Annotated in this window: 13 protein-coding genes; 6 read left to right on the top strand and 7 right to left on the bottom strand. The window is 38.9% G+C overall.

The genetic code is table 11. The features are described from left to right. Positions 1 to 57 precede the first annotated feature (57 nt). From scfB to ACM5BR_RS15330, 3 genes are all read left to right on the top strand, one after another. The gene (gene scfB, locus ACM5BR_RS15340; protein ID WP_416828884.1) at positions 58 to 1,464 is read left to right on the top strand and encodes a thioether cross-link-forming SCIFF peptide maturase; all 1,407 of its coding nucleotides are present in this window, start codon (positions 58 to 60) and stop codon (positions 1,462 to 1,464) included. Between the two features lie 184 nt (positions 1,465 to 1,648). After that, positions 1,649 to 2,743 (top strand): polysaccharide deacetylase family protein, encoded by a 1,095-nt coding sequence (locus ACM5BR_RS15335; protein ID WP_416829057.1) that lies wholly within the window; start codon positions 1,649 to 1,651, stop codon positions 2,741 to 2,743. A 376-nt stretch (positions 2,744 to 3,119) separates the two neighbouring features. Continuing rightward, positions 3,120 to 4,232, top strand: a complete 1,113-nt coding sequence (locus tag ACM5BR_RS15330) for a polysaccharide deacetylase family protein (RefSeq protein ID WP_416828883.1) — start codon at positions 3,120 to 3,122, stop codon at positions 4,230 to 4,232. 31 nt (positions 4,233 to 4,263) lie between these two features. On the opposite strand, the gene ACM5BR_RS15325 is transcribed toward ACM5BR_RS15330, so the two are convergent. From ACM5BR_RS15325 to gatC, 4 genes are all read right to left on the bottom strand, one after another. Then, entirely contained in the window at positions 4,264 to 5,151 is an 888-nt protein-coding gene (locus tag ACM5BR_RS15325; RefSeq protein ID WP_416828882.1) for a diacylglycerol kinase, read from the bottom strand. Between the two features lie 211 nt (positions 5,152 to 5,362). Further along, on the bottom strand, positions 5,363 to 6,793 hold the full coding sequence (gatB, locus tag ACM5BR_RS15320; RefSeq protein WP_416828881.1) for an Asp-tRNA(Asn)/Glu-tRNA(Gln) amidotransferase subunit GatB: 1,431 nt from the start codon (positions 6,791 to 6,793) through the stop codon (positions 5,363 to 5,365). Between the two features lie 15 nt (positions 6,794 to 6,808). Next, the gene (gatA, locus tag ACM5BR_RS15315; protein ID WP_416828880.1) at positions 6,809 to 8,269 is read right to left on the bottom strand and encodes an Asp-tRNA(Asn)/Glu-tRNA(Gln) amidotransferase subunit GatA; all 1,461 of its coding nucleotides are present in this window, start codon (positions 8,267 to 8,269) and stop codon (positions 6,809 to 6,811) included. 16 nt (positions 8,270 to 8,285) lie between these two features. Then, the gene (gene gatC, locus ACM5BR_RS15310; RefSeq protein ID WP_416828879.1) at positions 8,286 to 8,576 is read right to left on the bottom strand and encodes an Asp-tRNA(Asn)/Glu-tRNA(Gln) amidotransferase subunit GatC; all 291 of its coding nucleotides are present in this window, start codon (positions 8,574 to 8,576) and stop codon (positions 8,286 to 8,288) included. Between the two features lie 536 nt (positions 8,577 to 9,112). Between gatC and ACM5BR_RS15305 the strand changes: the two genes are divergently transcribed. Beyond that, complete coding sequence (locus tag ACM5BR_RS15305) at positions 9,113 to 9,886, top strand: SH3 domain-containing protein (protein ID WP_416828878.1); 774 nt, start codon at positions 9,113 to 9,115, stop codon at positions 9,884 to 9,886. Next, entirely contained in the window at positions 9,768 to 12,761 is a 2,994-nt protein-coding gene (locus tag ACM5BR_RS15300) for an SH3 domain-containing protein (protein ID WP_465245459.1), read from the top strand. Before ACM5BR_RS15305 ends, ACM5BR_RS15300 begins: the two co-directional genes overlap by 119 nt. Before the next feature lie 76 nt (positions 12,762 to 12,837). On the opposite strand, the gene pruA is transcribed toward ACM5BR_RS15300, so the two are convergent. Continuing rightward, positions 12,838 to 14,385, bottom strand: a complete 1,548-nt coding sequence (gene pruA, locus ACM5BR_RS15295; protein WP_416828876.1) for an L-glutamate gamma-semialdehyde dehydrogenase — start codon at positions 14,383 to 14,385, stop codon at positions 12,838 to 12,840. Positions 14,386 to 14,596: 211 nt separating this feature from the next. On the opposite strand from pruA, the gene ACM5BR_RS15290 reads away from it, so the two are divergent. Continuing rightward, positions 14,597 to 15,199: an LOG family protein gene (locus ACM5BR_RS15290; protein ID WP_416828875.1), complete on the top strand. Its 603-nt coding sequence runs from the start codon at positions 14,597 to 14,599 to the stop codon at positions 15,197 to 15,199. A gap of 68 nt (positions 15,200 to 15,267) precedes the next feature. On the opposite strand, the gene ACM5BR_RS15285 is transcribed toward ACM5BR_RS15290, so the two are convergent. Together ACM5BR_RS15285 and ACM5BR_RS15280 are read right to left on the bottom strand one after the other, a co-directional pair. Further along, complete coding sequence (locus tag ACM5BR_RS15285; RefSeq protein ID WP_416828874.1) at positions 15,268 to 16,038, bottom strand: TSUP family transporter; 771 nt, start codon at positions 16,036 to 16,038, stop codon at positions 15,268 to 15,270. A 183-nt stretch (positions 16,039 to 16,221) separates the two neighbouring features. Further along, positions 16,222 to 17,433, bottom strand: coding sequence for a CamS family sex pheromone protein (locus ACM5BR_RS15280; protein WP_416828873.1), 1,212 nt, complete (start codon positions 17,431 to 17,433; stop codon positions 16,222 to 16,224). Positions 17,434 to 17,435 lie beyond the last annotated feature (2 nt).

The raw sequence follows: 17,435 nt of genomic DNA, 5'->3' as shown, positions 1-17,435 counted from the left end.
CAGGCTGCAAAGCAACTGGGCGGCAATTTTTTGGACAAAAGGAGCTTGTTATCAAGTATGATTCATCAATATAAATTAAACGGATACAACATCGTGCTCGACACCTACAGTGGATCGGTACATGTTGTCGACGACCTCGCCTATGAAGCCATCGAACTTTATGAGAATACACCAAAAGAAGAAATTGTAACAATGCTGCTGGAAAAGCACGCACATGATGCTGACATCTCTGAGGAAGACATTCGCGAAACAATCGCGGCTGTCGAGGAATTAAAGAATGACGGCCAACTCTTTACTGAGGATGAATATAAGGACCTCTCAATTGATTTAAGAAATCGTAAGACTTATGTAAAGGCCCTCTGCCTCAATGTTGCGCATACGTGTAATCTATCATGCGAATACTGCTTCGCAAGCCAAGGGAAATACAACGGAGACAGAGCAATCATGAGCTATGAGGTTGGACAAAGAGCCATCGATTACCTATTGGAAAACTCCGGTCATCACCGAAATCTTGACGTCGACTTCTTTGGCGGGGAACCCCTTATGGCCTGGAAGATTGTCAAGCAGATTGTTGCTTACGCAAGAAGCAAAGAAAAAGAGTATAAAAAGAAGTTTCGTTTCACCTTCACGACGAATGGTATGTTGTTAAATGATGAGGTCACCGATTTCTTGAATCAGGAAATGTACAATGTCGTATTGAGTCTTGACGGAAGAAAAGAGGTCCATGACCGACTTCGCAAAACGGTCAATGGAAAGGGCAGCTACGATTATATCGTTCCGAAGTTCCAAGAATTCGTCAAAAAGCGTGGAGACAAAGAATACTATGTACGTGGAACCTACACTCATAACAATGTAGACTTCACCAATGACATTTTTCACATTGCAGATCTTGGTTTCGACAAGCTTTCAATGGAACCGGTCATCTGTGATCCACGGGAGCCATATGCACTTACCGAGAAGGACCTCCCAGAGATTTACAACCAGTACGAGATTCTTGCTAAGGAAATGCTAAAGCGCGAGGAAAACGGCAATGGCTTTACCTTCTACCATTACATGCTAGATCTATCAGAAGGTCCTTGCATCCAAAAAAGAATCTCTGGCTGCGGCTCAGGAACTGAATATCTCGCTGTCACACCATGGGGTGAGCTTTTCCCTTGCCATCAATTCGTTGGGGATGAAGAATACAGCATGGGAAACATCTGGGACGGAATCACAAAACCAGAGACGCAATGTCAATTCAAAGAGAGCAACTGCTACTCGAAGCCAGAATGCCAAGACTGCTGGGCGAAACTTTACTGCAGTGGCGGATGCCCTGCCAACGCGCTGCACGCAACCGGCTCCATAAACGGAACCTACGACTTCAGTTGTGACATCTTCCGTAAGAGAATCGAATGTTCCATGATGGTGAAGGTAGCTGAATCTATCAAAGCTATGGAAGCAGACGAACAAACTGTGGCAAAATAAATATAGATACAAATAGAGGCTGGGACATAAGTCAGAAGAGAATCTGATTTATGCTCAGCCTTTACATATTTTTATATAAGCAATGAATAGAATTATATACTATAAAGGAAAACCCCAAAAACCATTCCCTATTTTGTAATATTATGGTACATTTGAACTAATTACGTATAAGGGAATGAAGATGATGATAAAGTATGCACTTGTAATCCTACTTGCTTCTATGATTACTGTCGGCTGTTCATCTCCTGAACAACGATTGAAACAAGAAGACAACGCAGTGGCAATACCAACACCAGCTGTGAACCAAGCATCTGTTCCTCGTTCACAAGGTCTTATCACCTGGGATCCCATTACTGACAAATCTAAGCAAACCACACTTTATTTGAAAGACCTCCAAGACAACTTAACAGAAGTACAATATACGATTTGGCGTATCGCAGATGGTCCTCAAAGCGCACACATCTTCTCTTCTAAAGATACGGAGAAAAACTTTGCCTTACCTTTCTCTATACAAGCATTTAACTATAAACGCGGTGAATACCAGATTGAAACAGTTGGGATAAAGGAAGATGGTTCTAATATTCCTCTTGTAAGTTCAACAATCACATTTGAACAGACTGTTCCTATATTAATGTATCATGGTATTGATGAATACCGCGGGGTAGGTATTAAAAGTCTATATGTCCCTCCAACCCAATTTGAAACGCATATGCAATACTTAAAAGACAATAGCTATACCCTATTAACATTTGAACGATGGAATGAAAGAAACCGTGTTAATAAACCTATTTTCATTACATTTGATGATGGCATGAAGGATAATTTTAATGCATACAATGTGTTGAAAAAACTAAAGGATGATTCGTTCCAACCTGCAGCTACTATTTATATGATATCCGCATTAATCGATATGGATGGGTACCTATCAGCAAATGATATAAAATTGATGTCTGATTCCGGTATTATTTCAATGGGATCTCATTCTGTGACCCATGACTATTTAACAAAGGTACCGAATCTTGAACAGGAGCTTGAAGATTCCTCGAAAAAAATTTCGTCTATAACTGGAAAACCCGTTGTTTCCCTTGCATATCCTATTGGCGTATATAATGATAAAGTAATTGAACATACGAAAAAGTACTATGATTTTGCCGTCACAACAAACGATGGGCACTTTGTTAAAAGAGGTTTACCGAATGAACACTACTTAATGGAGAGAATTTATATTACACCTACTATGTCAATGAATCGGTTTATCGATGCGATTCAGGAAACATGATTTGAATAGTATATGTATTAGATAAATAGAATCCCTACTTACAAAAAAGTAGGGATCTCTTGTAAGGAACCCTTTTTTACTATTAAAAAATCTGACAATCTATCTTCTTTTTTGTAAATCATTCGTAAATTTATTAAGAGAATATAAGGATCTTGCGAACTTTATATTTTGTTTAGTAGAGAGTGGTATGATAAAGTGAAACTTCCCTCGGTGGGTTTTTTTTCCACCGAAGGTTAGCCCGACCAATACGGACTTTTACGGGCAGTTATCCCCCACTTAGCCTTTTCCAATTTCTCTAAGCCTTGAAGTGGGGGTCTTACTGCCCGTTAAAGCGGGATAAAAAATAGAATTATTATATAAAGGGATGAAGAATAAAATGATATGGAAATATACAGTTATTTTACTTCTTGTTTCTCTTATTGCAGCAGGCTGTTCCTCAGCAAACTTATCATTAAAATCTGAAGAAAAATCAATTGTTGCTGTTCAAAAAGCGAATGTGAAGCAAGAAAGTAAACCTATTCTGACAACACAAGGAATCATTACGTGGGATCCTATTAACTATGAGTCAAAACAAACCGTTCTTTATACGAAGGAACTAAGAGATTCATTTTCTGAAGTACAATATCGAATATGGCGTGTTGCAGATGGAGAAAGCAGCGCAAAAGTTTTCTCTTCTAAAGATGCTGCAAACAACAACTTTGCTTTGCCATTCTCTCTCCAATCGTTTGATTGGAAACGAGGCGAATATCAAATTGATACAGTTGGCATTAAACCCGACGGTACTTCTACTCCTCTTGTACATTCAGCTATTACGTTTCAGCAAAGTGTTCCTTTTTTAATGTACCACGGAATTGATGAGTATCATGGACAAGGACTTAGAGGACTTTTTGTTTCACCTAGTACATTTGAAGCACATATGAAATATTTAAAAGATAATGGATATACACTGCTAACCTTTGAACATTGGAATGACATAAATAAAGTTAATAAGCCTATATTCATTACATTTGACGACGGAATGAAAGATAACTTAAATGCTTTCTACATTTTCAAAAAACTAAAGGATGATCATTTTACACCTACAGCTACTGCATTTGTGATATCAAGCTTTTTTGGTAAGCCCGGATATTTATCGGCAGAAGAAATCAAAATGATGTCAGACTCTGGCATATTTTCAATCCAATCACATACTGTAGATCATGCAAATTTACCTTATGTACCAAATGCGGAACAGGAACTTAAAGATTCCCGCGATAAGATAGCAGAAGTAACAGGAAAACCGGTCATCTCCCTCGCCTATCCAGTTGGGTATTATAACGATCATGTCGTTGAACTTACTAAAAAATATTATGAATATGCTGTAACAACAAAGAAAGGGGTCTTTGTAGAAAAAAGGGATCCCAATGAAAAATATGTAATTAATCGCTTTGACATTACCCCTATCATGACGATGAATCAGTTTATTGAAATTGTGCAAGAAAAGAAATAACAAAAAGGATTGTCATAATCCTTTTTGTTATTTAGCTTTGAGGGACAAATACCTCCAGGTAATGATACATATTCTCGAATTCCATTGGTGTGTCTCCACCGTACTCACCATCTAAATTAATCATTAATTTATCCGGTGTATGTACTTTAATACGATTTGCTTGCGTATATAGAATTTGCGGGTTATTAATATGTTCTCCGCGAACTGCCTGTGTTGCTGCTTTTATGAGATCTGCTAGTGTTCCTTTTCTTAATACAAGCAAATCAAACAAACCATCATTAATGGATGCGTCTGGTGCTAATTTTTCAAAGCCTCCGACCGAATTGGTATTTGTAATTAAAAACAACGTAATTTCTTCTTGTAACAATTTCCCATCGTATTCAATTTCAACGTAAGTAGGATTTAAGGAAGGTAGCATTTCAATACCTTTCAGATAATAAGCGAGTTGTCCAAGGACTGTTTTCAGCTTACTCGGCACTTCATATGTTAGCTCTGTAATTCGCCCGCCACCAGCAATATTAATAAAATACTTGTCATTCGCTCGCCCGATGTCAAGGGGAATAGAATATCCGTCACATATGATGTCTATTGCTTCTTCTATAGAACGTGATACTCCAATTGCACGAGCAAAATCGTTCGTCGTTCCACCAGGGATGATTCCTAACTTCGGACGGTGTTTTTGTCCCACTAAGCCATTTACAACTTCATTTAATGTACCATCGCCCCCCGCTGCAACGACAATATCAAATCCACGCTTTGCCGCCACTCTAGCTGCTTTCGTTGCATCACCTGCACACTTCGTAGCGTGACAGGATGCTTCATAGCCGGCTGATTCTAATTTATGAAGTACATCTGGCAAATATCTCTTAAACATCTCTCTACCAGATGTCGGGTTATAAATCACTCTTGCACGTTTCATTTCCCATCATCCTTAATATTGTAAAAAATTCCTTCTCTTCATACATGTATCATTATGAACATAATTTTGCAACTATAATTTCATATAATCAAACGTTTGATTATATTTTTTATAAGATTCCCCTATATAAAAGAGAGGATGACAAAAAGAGTAAGTATATCCTCTTTTATGTACATCCTCGTCCATTCTTTCTACTGTTCGTTTTCTTCTATTAACGTTTGTTTATTTCTTCTAATAAAATCTTGTTTACAAGCTGTGGATTTGCTTGTCCTTTTGTCGCCTTCATGATTTGTCCAACTAGGAAGCCAATAGCACGGTCTTTCCCGTTCTTATAGTCTTCAATAGACTGTTCATTTTTATCAAGAACGTCTGTAACAAATTTTCGAAGTGTTGCTTCATCAGAAATTTGCACAAGACCTTTTTCTTTAATAATCGACTCAGGATTTCCGCCGTTTTCCACCAATTCAGCAAATACTTTCTTCGCAATCTTAGAAGAAATCGTACCATTTTCAATAAGCTGAATCATCTTAGCTAAGCTTTCCGGCTTTAACGCAATCTCATGAAGTTCTTTTTGATTCTTATTTAAATAAGCAGATACTTCACCCATGAGCCAGTTAGAAGCAAGCTTTGCATCAGCGTCGTTTGCTGCTGTCGCTTCAAAGAAGTCAGACATTTCCTTCGTTAAGGTTAATACTTTCGCATCGTACTCAGGAAGTCCAAGCTCTTCTACATAGCGTTTTTTACGTACATCTGGTAGTTCAGGAATCGTTGCACGAACACGTTCTTTCCATTCATCATCGATATAAAGCTCGACAAGATCTGGTTCTGGGAAGTAACGATAATCATCGGATCCTTCCTTTACACGCATCAAAATCGTTGTCTTCGTTGTTTCGTCATAGCGGCGTGTCTCTTGCTCAATTACACCACCAGAAAGCAATACTTGTTCTTGACGTATTTCTTCGTATTCAAGTCCTTTTTGAACGAATGCAAAGGAATTTAGATTCTTCAATTCTGTTTTCGTACCAAATTCTTCTTGACCTACAGGACGGATTGAAATATTTGCATCACAACGAAGAGAACCTTCTTCCATCTTACAATCAGATACACCTGTATATTGAATAATGGACTTTAATTTTTCTAAGTAAGCATAAGCTTCTTCTGGTGTACGAATATCTGGTTCAGATACGATTTCAATAAGGGGTGTTCCTTGACGGTTGAAATCGACAAGAGAATGATTGCCCGCAGCATGCGTTAACTTACCAGCATCTTCCTCTAAGTGAATACGAGTAATACCGATACGCTTCTTCTTACCGTTCACTTCAATTTCGATCCAACCATGTTCTCCGATTGGTTGATCAAATTGTGAGATTTGGTAAGCTTTCGGATTATCAGGATAGAAATAGTTCTTACGATCAAATTTCGTTTCCGTTGCAATTTGGCAATTTAAAGCCATTGCAGCCTTCATTCCAAAATCAACCGCTTCTTTATTTATCACAGGAAGAACACCTGGATAGCCTAAATCAATTACGCTCGTTTGTGTATTTGGGGGCGCTCCGAAGATATTAGGACTTGCTGAGAACATTTTTGTTTTTGTTTTTAATTCTACATGGACTTCTAAACCAATAATTGTTTCAAAATTCATCTCGTTTCGCCTCCCTTATAATTGTGGTTTTTGTTCATGATAGTTAGTAGCTTGTTCAAATGTATGTGCTACGCGATAAAGCGTTGCTTCGTCAAAATACTTACCGATAATTTGCAAGCCTAATGGCATACCGTTTGCTGCGAAACCGCATGGTACGGAGATACCTGGAACACCTGCAAGATTCATTGGGATTGTTAAAATATCATTTGCATACATCGTTAATGGATCATCAATGATTTCTCCTACTTTAAATGCTGGAGTTGGAGTTGTTGGTCCAATAATAACATCGTAATTCTTAAACACTTCATCAAAATCGTTTTTAATTAATGTACGAGCCTTTTGAGCTTTCTTATAATACGCATCATAATAACCAGAGCTAAGAGCAAATGTTCCAAGCATAATACGGCGTTTTACTTCATCACCAAAGCCTTCGCTGCGCGTATGCTTGTACATTTCTAATAGGTTTGTAGCATTATCTGTACGGTAACCGTAGCGAACACCATCGAAGCGAGCAAGATTGGCTGAAGCTTCAGAGGAAGAAAGCAAATAATAGGTTGCAAGTGCGTATTTAGAATGTGGAAGAGATACTTCTTCCCACGTTGCACCAAGACCTTCTAATACTTTAAGTGCGTTTAACACAGATTGGCGTGCTTCTTCGCCCACACCTTCTCCTAAGTATTCTTTCGGAACTGCAATCCGTAGTCCCTTTACATCTCCTGTTAAAGCTGATACATAATCTGCCACCGGTACATTTGCAGAAGTGGAGTCATTTTTATCTAATCCGGAGATAGCTTGTAATAAATACGCATTGTCTTCAACTGTACGTGTAATTGGTCCAATTTGATCAAGAGAAGATGCAAAAGCTACAAGACCGAAACGTGATACACGACCATATGTAGGTTTTAAACCAACTACGCCGCAAAAAGACGCAGGCTGACGTATAGAACCACCAGTATCAGAGCCTAATGAGAATAAAACTTCTCCAGCTGCCACTGATGCAGCAGAACCACCGCTGGAACCACCTGGTACATATTCGATATTCCAAGGATTTTTTGTTGGATAAAAGCTTGAGTTTTCATTAGAAGAACCCATTGCAAATTCATCCATATTTAATTTACCGATTGTTACCGTTTCTACTTGATTTAGCTTTTGAACAACGGTTGCATCATAGATAGGATCAAAATTTGCTAGAATTTTACTAGCACAAGTTGTACGAAGACCCTTCGTCACAATATTATCCTTAACACCTATCGGCATACCGAAAAGTAAACCAGTTTCGTCTGACTTAGCTAGCTTTTCATCTAGCAATTTTGCTTTTGCACGCGCGTTTTCTTCATCTAATGTTAGAAATGCGTTTACCTTGTCCTCTACCTTTGTAATACGCTTGTAGGATTCATCTACTAAATCGGTAACAGAAATTTCTTTGCTATGTAGCTTTTTATGTAATTCTGATACGGGATAGTCAAATAATGACACAGTCAGTTCCCCTCCTCTATTCTATAATCGCTGGCACGCGGACTTGATTGTTTTTATGATCAGGTGCGTTCTTCAGTACATCCTCAACCTTTAAGCCTGGTACTGGTACATCTTCACGCAAAACATTCTTCATGTCTAACACATGGAATGTCGGCTTTACATCATCCGTATTTAATTCATTTAATTGCTCAGCAAATCCAATAATAGCATCAAGCTGTTTAGATAACTTCTCAGCCTCTTCTTCAGTAAACGTAAGACGTGCTAAATGCGCAACGTGCTTAACAGTATCAACAGAAATTCTCGACACGTTCAGACACCTCCATACATATTTCGTTCATTACACAATAATATTGATGATACCAAACTTTCTTACATACAAGCAAGACATGTAGAAAGAATGACTTGTTTTTCCACAATAAAGTGAAATAATACGTCCTGACGAATTATCAAAAAATTAGAATAGTTGTACCTGATTCATTATACCACTCGTACTGACGATATAAACGGAAAGTTATATAGGAAGTATTGCGTTCGAAGTAATACATGTAGCCTAATGATAAATGTTAAGATTATTCTTATATTTTTTTATATATTTTATAATTTTTTCACAATATATAAATTCAATTACTTTCCATTATATGTTACGATATATTGCGAAATAGTTTGTTTTACTAATGTTTTATATTTATAGTATTTATTTTCACTAGTATTTTTATAATTTATTTTTTTATTTGATTCATAAATAAAAAATACTCGCTACCCTATCATTCCATAGAATTCTACATACATTGATTTGTACCCATTCCAAATTCTTGATTATAAAGGGGGGAATGGATATAAGTAATGCTTATATCCTTCATAATGAATGCATCAACAAATACTCTACTTATTGGCTCATTAGTTGCTAGCGGACTTTCTGTAATGGCAACAAACGTCCATGCAGAAAATACTACAACAGAACAAGGCGTAATCGCGACTTTACACTTGAATGTCCGATCCGCTCCCTCAACAAACAGTACAATTTTAGGCACTCTCGTACAAGGACAATCCGTTTCTATCATCAACAAAAGCAATGGTTGGGGTCAAATTTCATACAATGGTAAAGAAGCTTATGTTTCGCTAGACTTTGTCAGACTTACTAGTTCTTCTACTACTAGTTCTTCTACTACTAGTTCTTCTACAGTTAGCGGACAAGGGCAATCTGCTACTGTTAATACCGATCGCTTAAACGTTCGTTCTTCCGCTTCTACTTCCAGTAGTATCATAGGATCTCTTCTCAAAGGACAATCCGTTTCTGTCCTTAGCTCTGCCAATGGCTGGGCCAAGATTTCCTTTAACGGCAAAGACGCTTTCGTTTCCTTAGATTTCTTACAACTTGCTAATTCTGCAGGTAGCTCTAATCCGGCGAATCCGAGTTCTCCGGCTCCGGCTCCTGCGCAATCTGCTACTGTTAATGCTGATCGCTTAAACGTTCGTTCTTCCACTTCTACTTCTAGTAGTGTTGTTGGATCTCTTCTCAAAGGACAATCCGTTTCTGTCCTTAGCTCTTCGGGCGGCTGGGCTAAGATTTCCTTTAACGGCAAGGACGCTTTTGTTTCCTTANGTTTCTGTCCTTAGCTCTTCGGGCGGCTGGGCTAAGATTTCCTTTAACGGCAAGGACGCTTTTGTTTCCTTAGATTTCTTACAGTTTGCTGACTCTTCCAGCGGCTCTAATCCGACGAATCCGAGCTCTCCGGCTCCTGCGCCTGCGCAGTCTGCTACTGTTAATGCTGATCGCTTAAATGTTCGTTCTTCTGCTTCTACTTCTAGTAGTGTTGTTGGATCTCTTCTCAAAGGACAATCTGTTTCTGTCCTTAGCTCTGCCAATGGCTGGGCTAAGATTTCCTTTAACGGCAAAGACGCTTTCGTTTCCTTAGACTTTTTACAGTTTGCCGACTCTTCCAGCGGCTCTAATCCGGCTCCGGCTCCTGCGCAATCTGCTACTGTTAATGCTGATCACTTAAACGTTCGTTCTTCTGCTTCTACTTCTAGTAGTGTTGTTGGATCTCTTCTCAAAGGACAATCTGTTTCTGTCCTTAGTTCTTCGGGCGGCTGGGCTAAGATTTCCTTTAACGGCAAGGACGCTTTCGTTTCCTTAGACTTCTTACAGTTTGCCGACTCTTCCAGCGGCTCTAATCCGGCGAATCCGAGTTCTCCGGCGCCAGCGCCTGCGCAATCTGCTACTGTTAATGCTGATCGTTTAAACGTTCGTTCTTCCACTTCTACTTCTAGTAGTGTTGTAGGATCTCTTCTCAAAGGACAATCCGTTTCTGTCCTTAGCTCTTCGGGCGGCTGGGCTAAGATTTCCTTTAACGGCAAGGACGCTTTTGTTTCCTTAGATTTCTTACAGTTTGCTGACTCTTCCAGCGGCTCTAATCCGACGAATCCGAGCTCTCCGGCTCCTGCGCCTGCGCAGTCTGCTACTGTTAATGCTGATCGCTTAAATGTTCGTTCTTCCGCTTCTACTTCTAGTAGTGTTGTAGGATCTCTTCTCAAAGGACAATCTGTTTCTGTCCTTAGTTCTGCCAATGGCTGGGCTAAGATTTCCTTTAACGGCAAAGAGGCTTTCGTTTCTTTAGACTTTTTACAGTTTGCCGACTCTTCCAGCGGCTCTAATCCGGCGAATCCGAGCTCTCCAGCTCCAGCGCCTGTGCAGTCCGCTACTGTCAATGCCGATCGCTTAAACGTTCGTTCTGCCGCTTCTACTTCTAGTAGTATTGTTGGATCTCTTCTCAAAGGACAATCCGTTTCTGTCCTTAGCTCTGCTAACGGCTGGGCTAAGATTTCCTTTAACGGCAAGGACGCTTTCGTTTCTTTAGACTTCTTACAGTTTACTAATTCATCTGGCGGCTCTAATCCGGTGAATCCATCTGTCCCAACGACTACGGCAACTATCACAGTTCCACAAGTGGATGTTCGAGATGGGGCATCGTATACCTCAACCTCAATTGGTACCCTTAACAAAGGGGGCAGTGTTAGCATAGTAGAACAAAGCGGAGATTGGATAAAAATCATATTTAACAACAAGGAAGCATATATCCCGGCTCTTTCAATTAAACCGCTAGCCCAAGAACAAACGACAACAGTTACAGCTACAGTTCTAAATGTGCGTAATACACCATCTACTTCAGGGAAGATAATCGGTAAGCTAAACAAGGGTCAGACAATACAAGCCATAAGCTCAGAGAATGGATGGACGAAAATTCAATACAATGGCTCCTATGCATACGTTTCGTCCGGATTCCTATCCCAAGTCACAACCGACGTATCCTATACCGTTATCACACCTAACAACAAGATCCTAAAAGGCAATCTTACGGATGCGGAATCCCTATTATCTTCATCTCAAGAAGATGGCTATGTGACACGTAACGGACAAATTATTGATATGAAAAATGGCTTTGTGCGAACCAATGGCGTTGTGAACATTTACGACCCTGTTACAAATCAAAAGCTTACCTATGTAGCACCGAATACTGATTTAAAATTTGAAAAAGCGGTCGGATCACTTATTTATGTCACACTTGATGGATTAAAAGGATATGTAGCACTGCAAGATGTCACACTATTCCCAGCTATGCTGCATTCTCCAACATCGTATTACACAGTTAATAATGGCAACCTAATATACAATTTATACGACGCCAGTAACAGCAACTATTATTCCTATAACGTCGGCTATGCTCCGACTCATTTAACACAAGGAGTACAATATGCAGCATATGATCGAACTTCTATCGGAGGGCAAGATAGCTATCAATATTTCGAATATATGCCGCTTCGTGTTACAGCAAACTACACCGCTGACCAGCTTAATCAATTTATAAAGGCAAATCGTCCTGACAGTCCTCTAGTTGGAACGGGGCAATATTTTATTGATGCGGCAAATAAATACCATATTAATGCAGGTTATTTATTATCTCATGCAATTATAGAATCAGGATGGGGAACAAGCAGCATTGCTAGAGATAAAAACAATCTATTCGGATTTCAAGCAATTGATTCCAATCCTTACGGAGGCGCAGCATCCTTCGCTACCCTGCAACAAGGCATAGACTATTGTGCACAATATATTGATAAAAACTATTTAACTCCTAATTCTCTCTTTTATAATGGCGGGTTTTTAGGTGATAAAGCACGAGGTATGAATATGTATTATGCCAGTGATAGCAACTGGTCAAATGAAATCTCATCAGTCATGCATAAATTAGACGTCATGTACGGAAACAAAAATCTCCATACGTATCAATTAGGAAAAGTACAATCAGGCGTAAAACTTGTACAAAATTTAGCAGGGCAAACTGCATACGTAACGAATCACGAAATTATTGCGGCCATTAAGAATACGATTCAAACACCGGAAGGCACGATGTATGAGCTTGTTTCAGACAATCCGCAGTATAGCAGCGTATATGTAAGTGCTAGTAATCTAACTCTTATTCAATCTTATTAAATTCAAAAAGGGGCCTCCTCAAAAGGGAGAAAACCATTCCCTTTTGAGGAGGCCCCTTTCTTACTACATATCATTCTTAAAACATCTCAGATATCGTTTTTCCTTGCATATGAAGCAGTAAGTAGTCTGGTCCACCAGCCTTCGAGTCGGTACCTGATAGATTGAAGCCTCCGAAAGGCTGATACCCAACAATGGCTCCTGTACAGCCTCGGTTAATGTATAAATTACCAACATGAAAATCTTCTCGTGATTGCTCGATATGTTCACGATTATTTGAAATAACTGCCCCTGTTAATCCATACTCAGTGTTATTGGCAATAGCTAAAGCATGGCTAAAATCGGTTGCTTTGCAAAATGCAACGACAGGTCCAAAAATTTCTTCTTTCATAATATGAGCATCTTCCGGTACATCTGCAATAATCGTTGGCTCGATAAACCAGCCAATCCGATTGTCTCCCTCTCCTCCTACCTTCAGCTTCCCTTCTTCTTTGCCAATTTGAATATACTTCATTATTTTTTCATATGCATTCTTATCAATAACAGGTCCTATGTTAATATTGCTTTCTTCAGGGTTTCCTAGTTTCAACTGTTTGGTTAGTGTGATTGCACGTTCTATAACATCATCGTACACATCTTCCACAATAATAGCCCTTGAACATGCCGAACATTTCTGCCCTGAAAATCCGAACGATGAAGTAACAATGGAACGTGCTGCTTGTTCTATATCCGCCTCTTTATCTACAATAATGGCATCCTTGCCGCCCATTTCAGCAATGACTCGTTTAAGCCAAATTTGTCCCGGGCTGACTTTCGCTGCCCGCTCATAAATACGCTTCCCTACCTCTTTTGAACCGGTAAAGCTAATAAAACGTGTTCGTGGATGATCGACTAAAAAATCACCAATATCCGTACCGCTTCCTGGTACAAAATTAACAACGCCTGCTGGAAGCCCTGCCGCATATAGGACTTCAACAAATTTTGCGGCAACCACCGGCGTCGCACTGGCTGGTTTTAATACAACGGTATTCCCAGCCACGATAGCTGCAACCGTAGTTCCAGCCATAATGGCAAGCGGAAAATTCCACGGAGAAATAATGACTCCCACTCCAAGAGGTATATATGTAAAGCGATTACGTTCACCTAGGCGGCTTTGCACAGCTACGCCATCTTTCATCATTATCATTTGGCGTCCATAGTATTCGAGAAAATCAATAGCTTCCGCTGTATCTGCATCTGCTTCATTCCATGGCTTTCCTGCTTCTTTCACTAATAGCGCTGAAAACTCATGCTTTCTTCGTCGAATAATGGCTGCAGCACGAAACAGAATATTAGAACGCATTTCAGGGTTCGACTTTCTCCATGTTGCAAAGGTTTCATCCGCCACCTGCATTGCCTTCTGTGCAAGTTCCAGATTCGCCTTTGCAACATAACCAATCACTTCTTCTCGATTTGCTGGATTACTTGATATGATTTTCTCTTCTGTCGTAATCAATGCTCCGCCAATTCGCAGCGGATACTGCTGACCTAGATAGGAATTTACCGTCCGTAATCCTTCTTCAAATGCGAGTCTATTGTTCGTTAAACTGAAATCTGTGAATGGTTCATGCTTATATGCAACTACCATAGAATGCACCCCCCTTTTTTATAATCCATTCCACTTTCAATCATTATATGATTTAGCATAGGATGAGTATTCAAAGAATATAATGTTGAATCCTCTATGCTTAACTAGAAAATCTCCTTGTTCGACTATCCTCTTTCCTTTACGTTCATAGCAATATGCTGTACGATACGAATGAATGTATGTATGGATTCCCTGTACCCGAGGTGGAAGAATGAAAAACATATGTGTATATGCAGGTTCTAATCTAGGAGTACGTCCTCAATATAAAGAACATGCTAGACAACTAGGCGAAGAAATTGTAAGACAAAACTTACAGTTGATTTATGGTGGATCTCGTATGGGCTTAATGGGAGAGCTAGCAAACACGGTGCTAGCTCTTGGAGGCAATGTTATTGGTATTATGCCAAAGGGCCTATTTATCGGCGAAATGGCGCATCAAGGCATAACACAGCTAATTGAGGTAAACGATATGCATGAACGAAAGGCAACGATGAGTGAAATGGCTGATGGCTTTGTAGCACTTCCTGGCGGATATGGCACATTAGAAGAGTTGTTTGAAACATTATGCTGGGCGCAAATTGGAATCCATAAAAAGCCGATTGGACTCTATAATATTGAAGGATATTACAATCCTTTGCTTGTAATGATGAAACAATCGATAACAGAAGAATTTATGAACTCCAACCATTTCGACCTTATGGTATCCTCAGACAACGCAGCTGACCTATTACAAAAAATGAAACAATATATCCCGCCAGTACTAGGAAACAAATGGAAACAGTTGGAACAAGATAACAAATACAATCGAGGATAACACCCAACCTCTTATTCCACAAAATAAATTCTCACGTAAAAAAGGCAGCAATCTCGCTGCCCTTTTTCTTACATTAAATGAAAATAGTCCACAACATTTTTCCCAATTAATAATACGGTTACAACGAGAAATAAAATGCGTACATATCCTACTCCCTTTTTCATTGCAAATTTTGTACCAGTATAAGCCCCAATGATCATAGATACTCCCATTACAATTCCGTATTCATAATGAATTGTACCTAAGAATATAAAAGCAAGTAGGGCAGTAATATTACTAGCAAAATTTAATATTCGACCATTTGCGGCCGCAGAAATAAAGTCAAATCCAATCGTTAAAAAAGCGAAGATAAGAAAAGATCCGGTTCCAGGACCAAAAAAACCATCGTAAAAACCTATCAGCAGAATCACGCCTAAAAATAAAATACTTTTCCCCTTCGTTAACCCCTTATACGTAGAAACAGTTCCCCAATCTTTCTTTAAAAAAGTATACAGAGCAACAAGGACTAATAAAATTAACACAAGCGGCCGTAATATTTCAGAAGATATGTATTTTAAAACAAATGCCCCAATCGTAGCTCCTACAATAGTAAACGGTAATAAGCGTTTTATAATTTTCATATCAACTTTTTTTTGACAAATAAAATACACTGTACTTGTTAAAGATCCCATAGTTGCTGCAAGCTTATTTGTTGCAATTGCAGCAGAAGGCGGCAATCCCACAAAAAGAAGGGCAGGAATGGAGATCAAGCCTCCTCCTCCTACAACCGAATCAATAAATGATGCGATAAATCCAAATGCCATTAGAAATACTATGATTCCTATACTTATATGATCCATATACTTTTCCCCTCGATTCAAATGTCATAATGTTATCCATTATATCAGAAATTTGTATGTATTCTTAAAACTTTGTTTTTCTAACATCACCATGGATACCCCATAAGATCACTATCATCGTATACAAAAAACTGACGCAAAAAGTCGTTCTTTCAACGACCTTTTTGCGTCAGTCTAAAATGATTAATCAAAAATTTGAACCGTTGGTTTATCTTGATTCACATCACGAGTAATCATCGCCTCTTGTTTATCAGTAGAGTGAATATTTACTTGCACTTTAATATAATTTGGAAACTGTTCCATCACAAGACCTGCAACATATTGGGTAAAGCCAATTACCTCTGCTTTTCCTTTAAACTGCACTGGAATATCCAAATCCATACTCTTTAGCTGGGTATCCTTATAGAAGCCTTTGCCTACTACAGCTGTATAGTCATTTGGAAAATAATCAGAAAGACTGGTTTTAAAATTTAATATTCTCGTTGCATCGTCTTTATGATCATTTGAAGCTTGGGCAGATGGAAATAAATAATATTGCTCGTTAACATCCTTCCACCCATCCACTTTTGTTTGCCCTTTATCTAGGTTCACATACGTTACATAATTACCTGGTACTAAAGACGATTTAGCTTGCTGACGATAAATGGCAATTGTAATCGGAACATTCCTTGCTTCTTCATTTTTAGTAAGGAGTGTATCTAAAACTGATTGTGCCATTTGCTTTCCTTGATTAATTGTATCCTGAAGCGGAATTTCATACTCACGTGGATATCCACCTTCATTATCAGGAAGATTTGTGTAATAAACGCTATTCATAGCAAGTCCAATTACAATTCCGCCTAGCTTCGCTTTCCCGTTGCTATCCTTTGTTACGTAATCATTCTCTAAAATGTTAGAAAGATAGATAGGACTCTTTTGATTTTTTTGATCCGTTGTTCCGGGTGCATTTGGATCATATGCTGGATTCAACCCAATATTCGGTACTTTTGGTTTCGTACCCGTGGTTGCGGGTATCTTACTCTCGGCATCCTTTTGCTGTGCATCGGTTCTTTTCCGAAGAAGAAGCTGCTGCACTGTTGTTGAATCTAAATATTGACCTTCTTGATAGTAAAAATCTTTTGTGCTAAATGTATTTTGTGCAATACGCATAAGACCCATTTCAAACTCATCTATATCCATGCGTGTATTCAATCCTTGTAACACTAAACCTCTTGCTGCTCCTGGTTTAAAAGGAAGAATCGTTTTATAATAATCATCTGAAATTGAATATTTCGGAATGATCGTATTATTCGATTGACCTGACTGCTGACTGGATTGTCCATTCTTTTGCATGCCTGAACTACATCCACTGAGGATCAGACCTAGACTCATTATTAGCACTGCTAGCTTTTTCATTT

The sequence above is a fragment of the Ectobacillus polymachus genome, assembly GCF_048159605.1.
GTDB lineage: Bacteria > Bacillota > Bacilli > Bacillales > Bacillaceae_G > Ectobacillus > Ectobacillus polymachus.
This window is presented reverse-complemented; position numbering and strand designations above follow the sequence as displayed.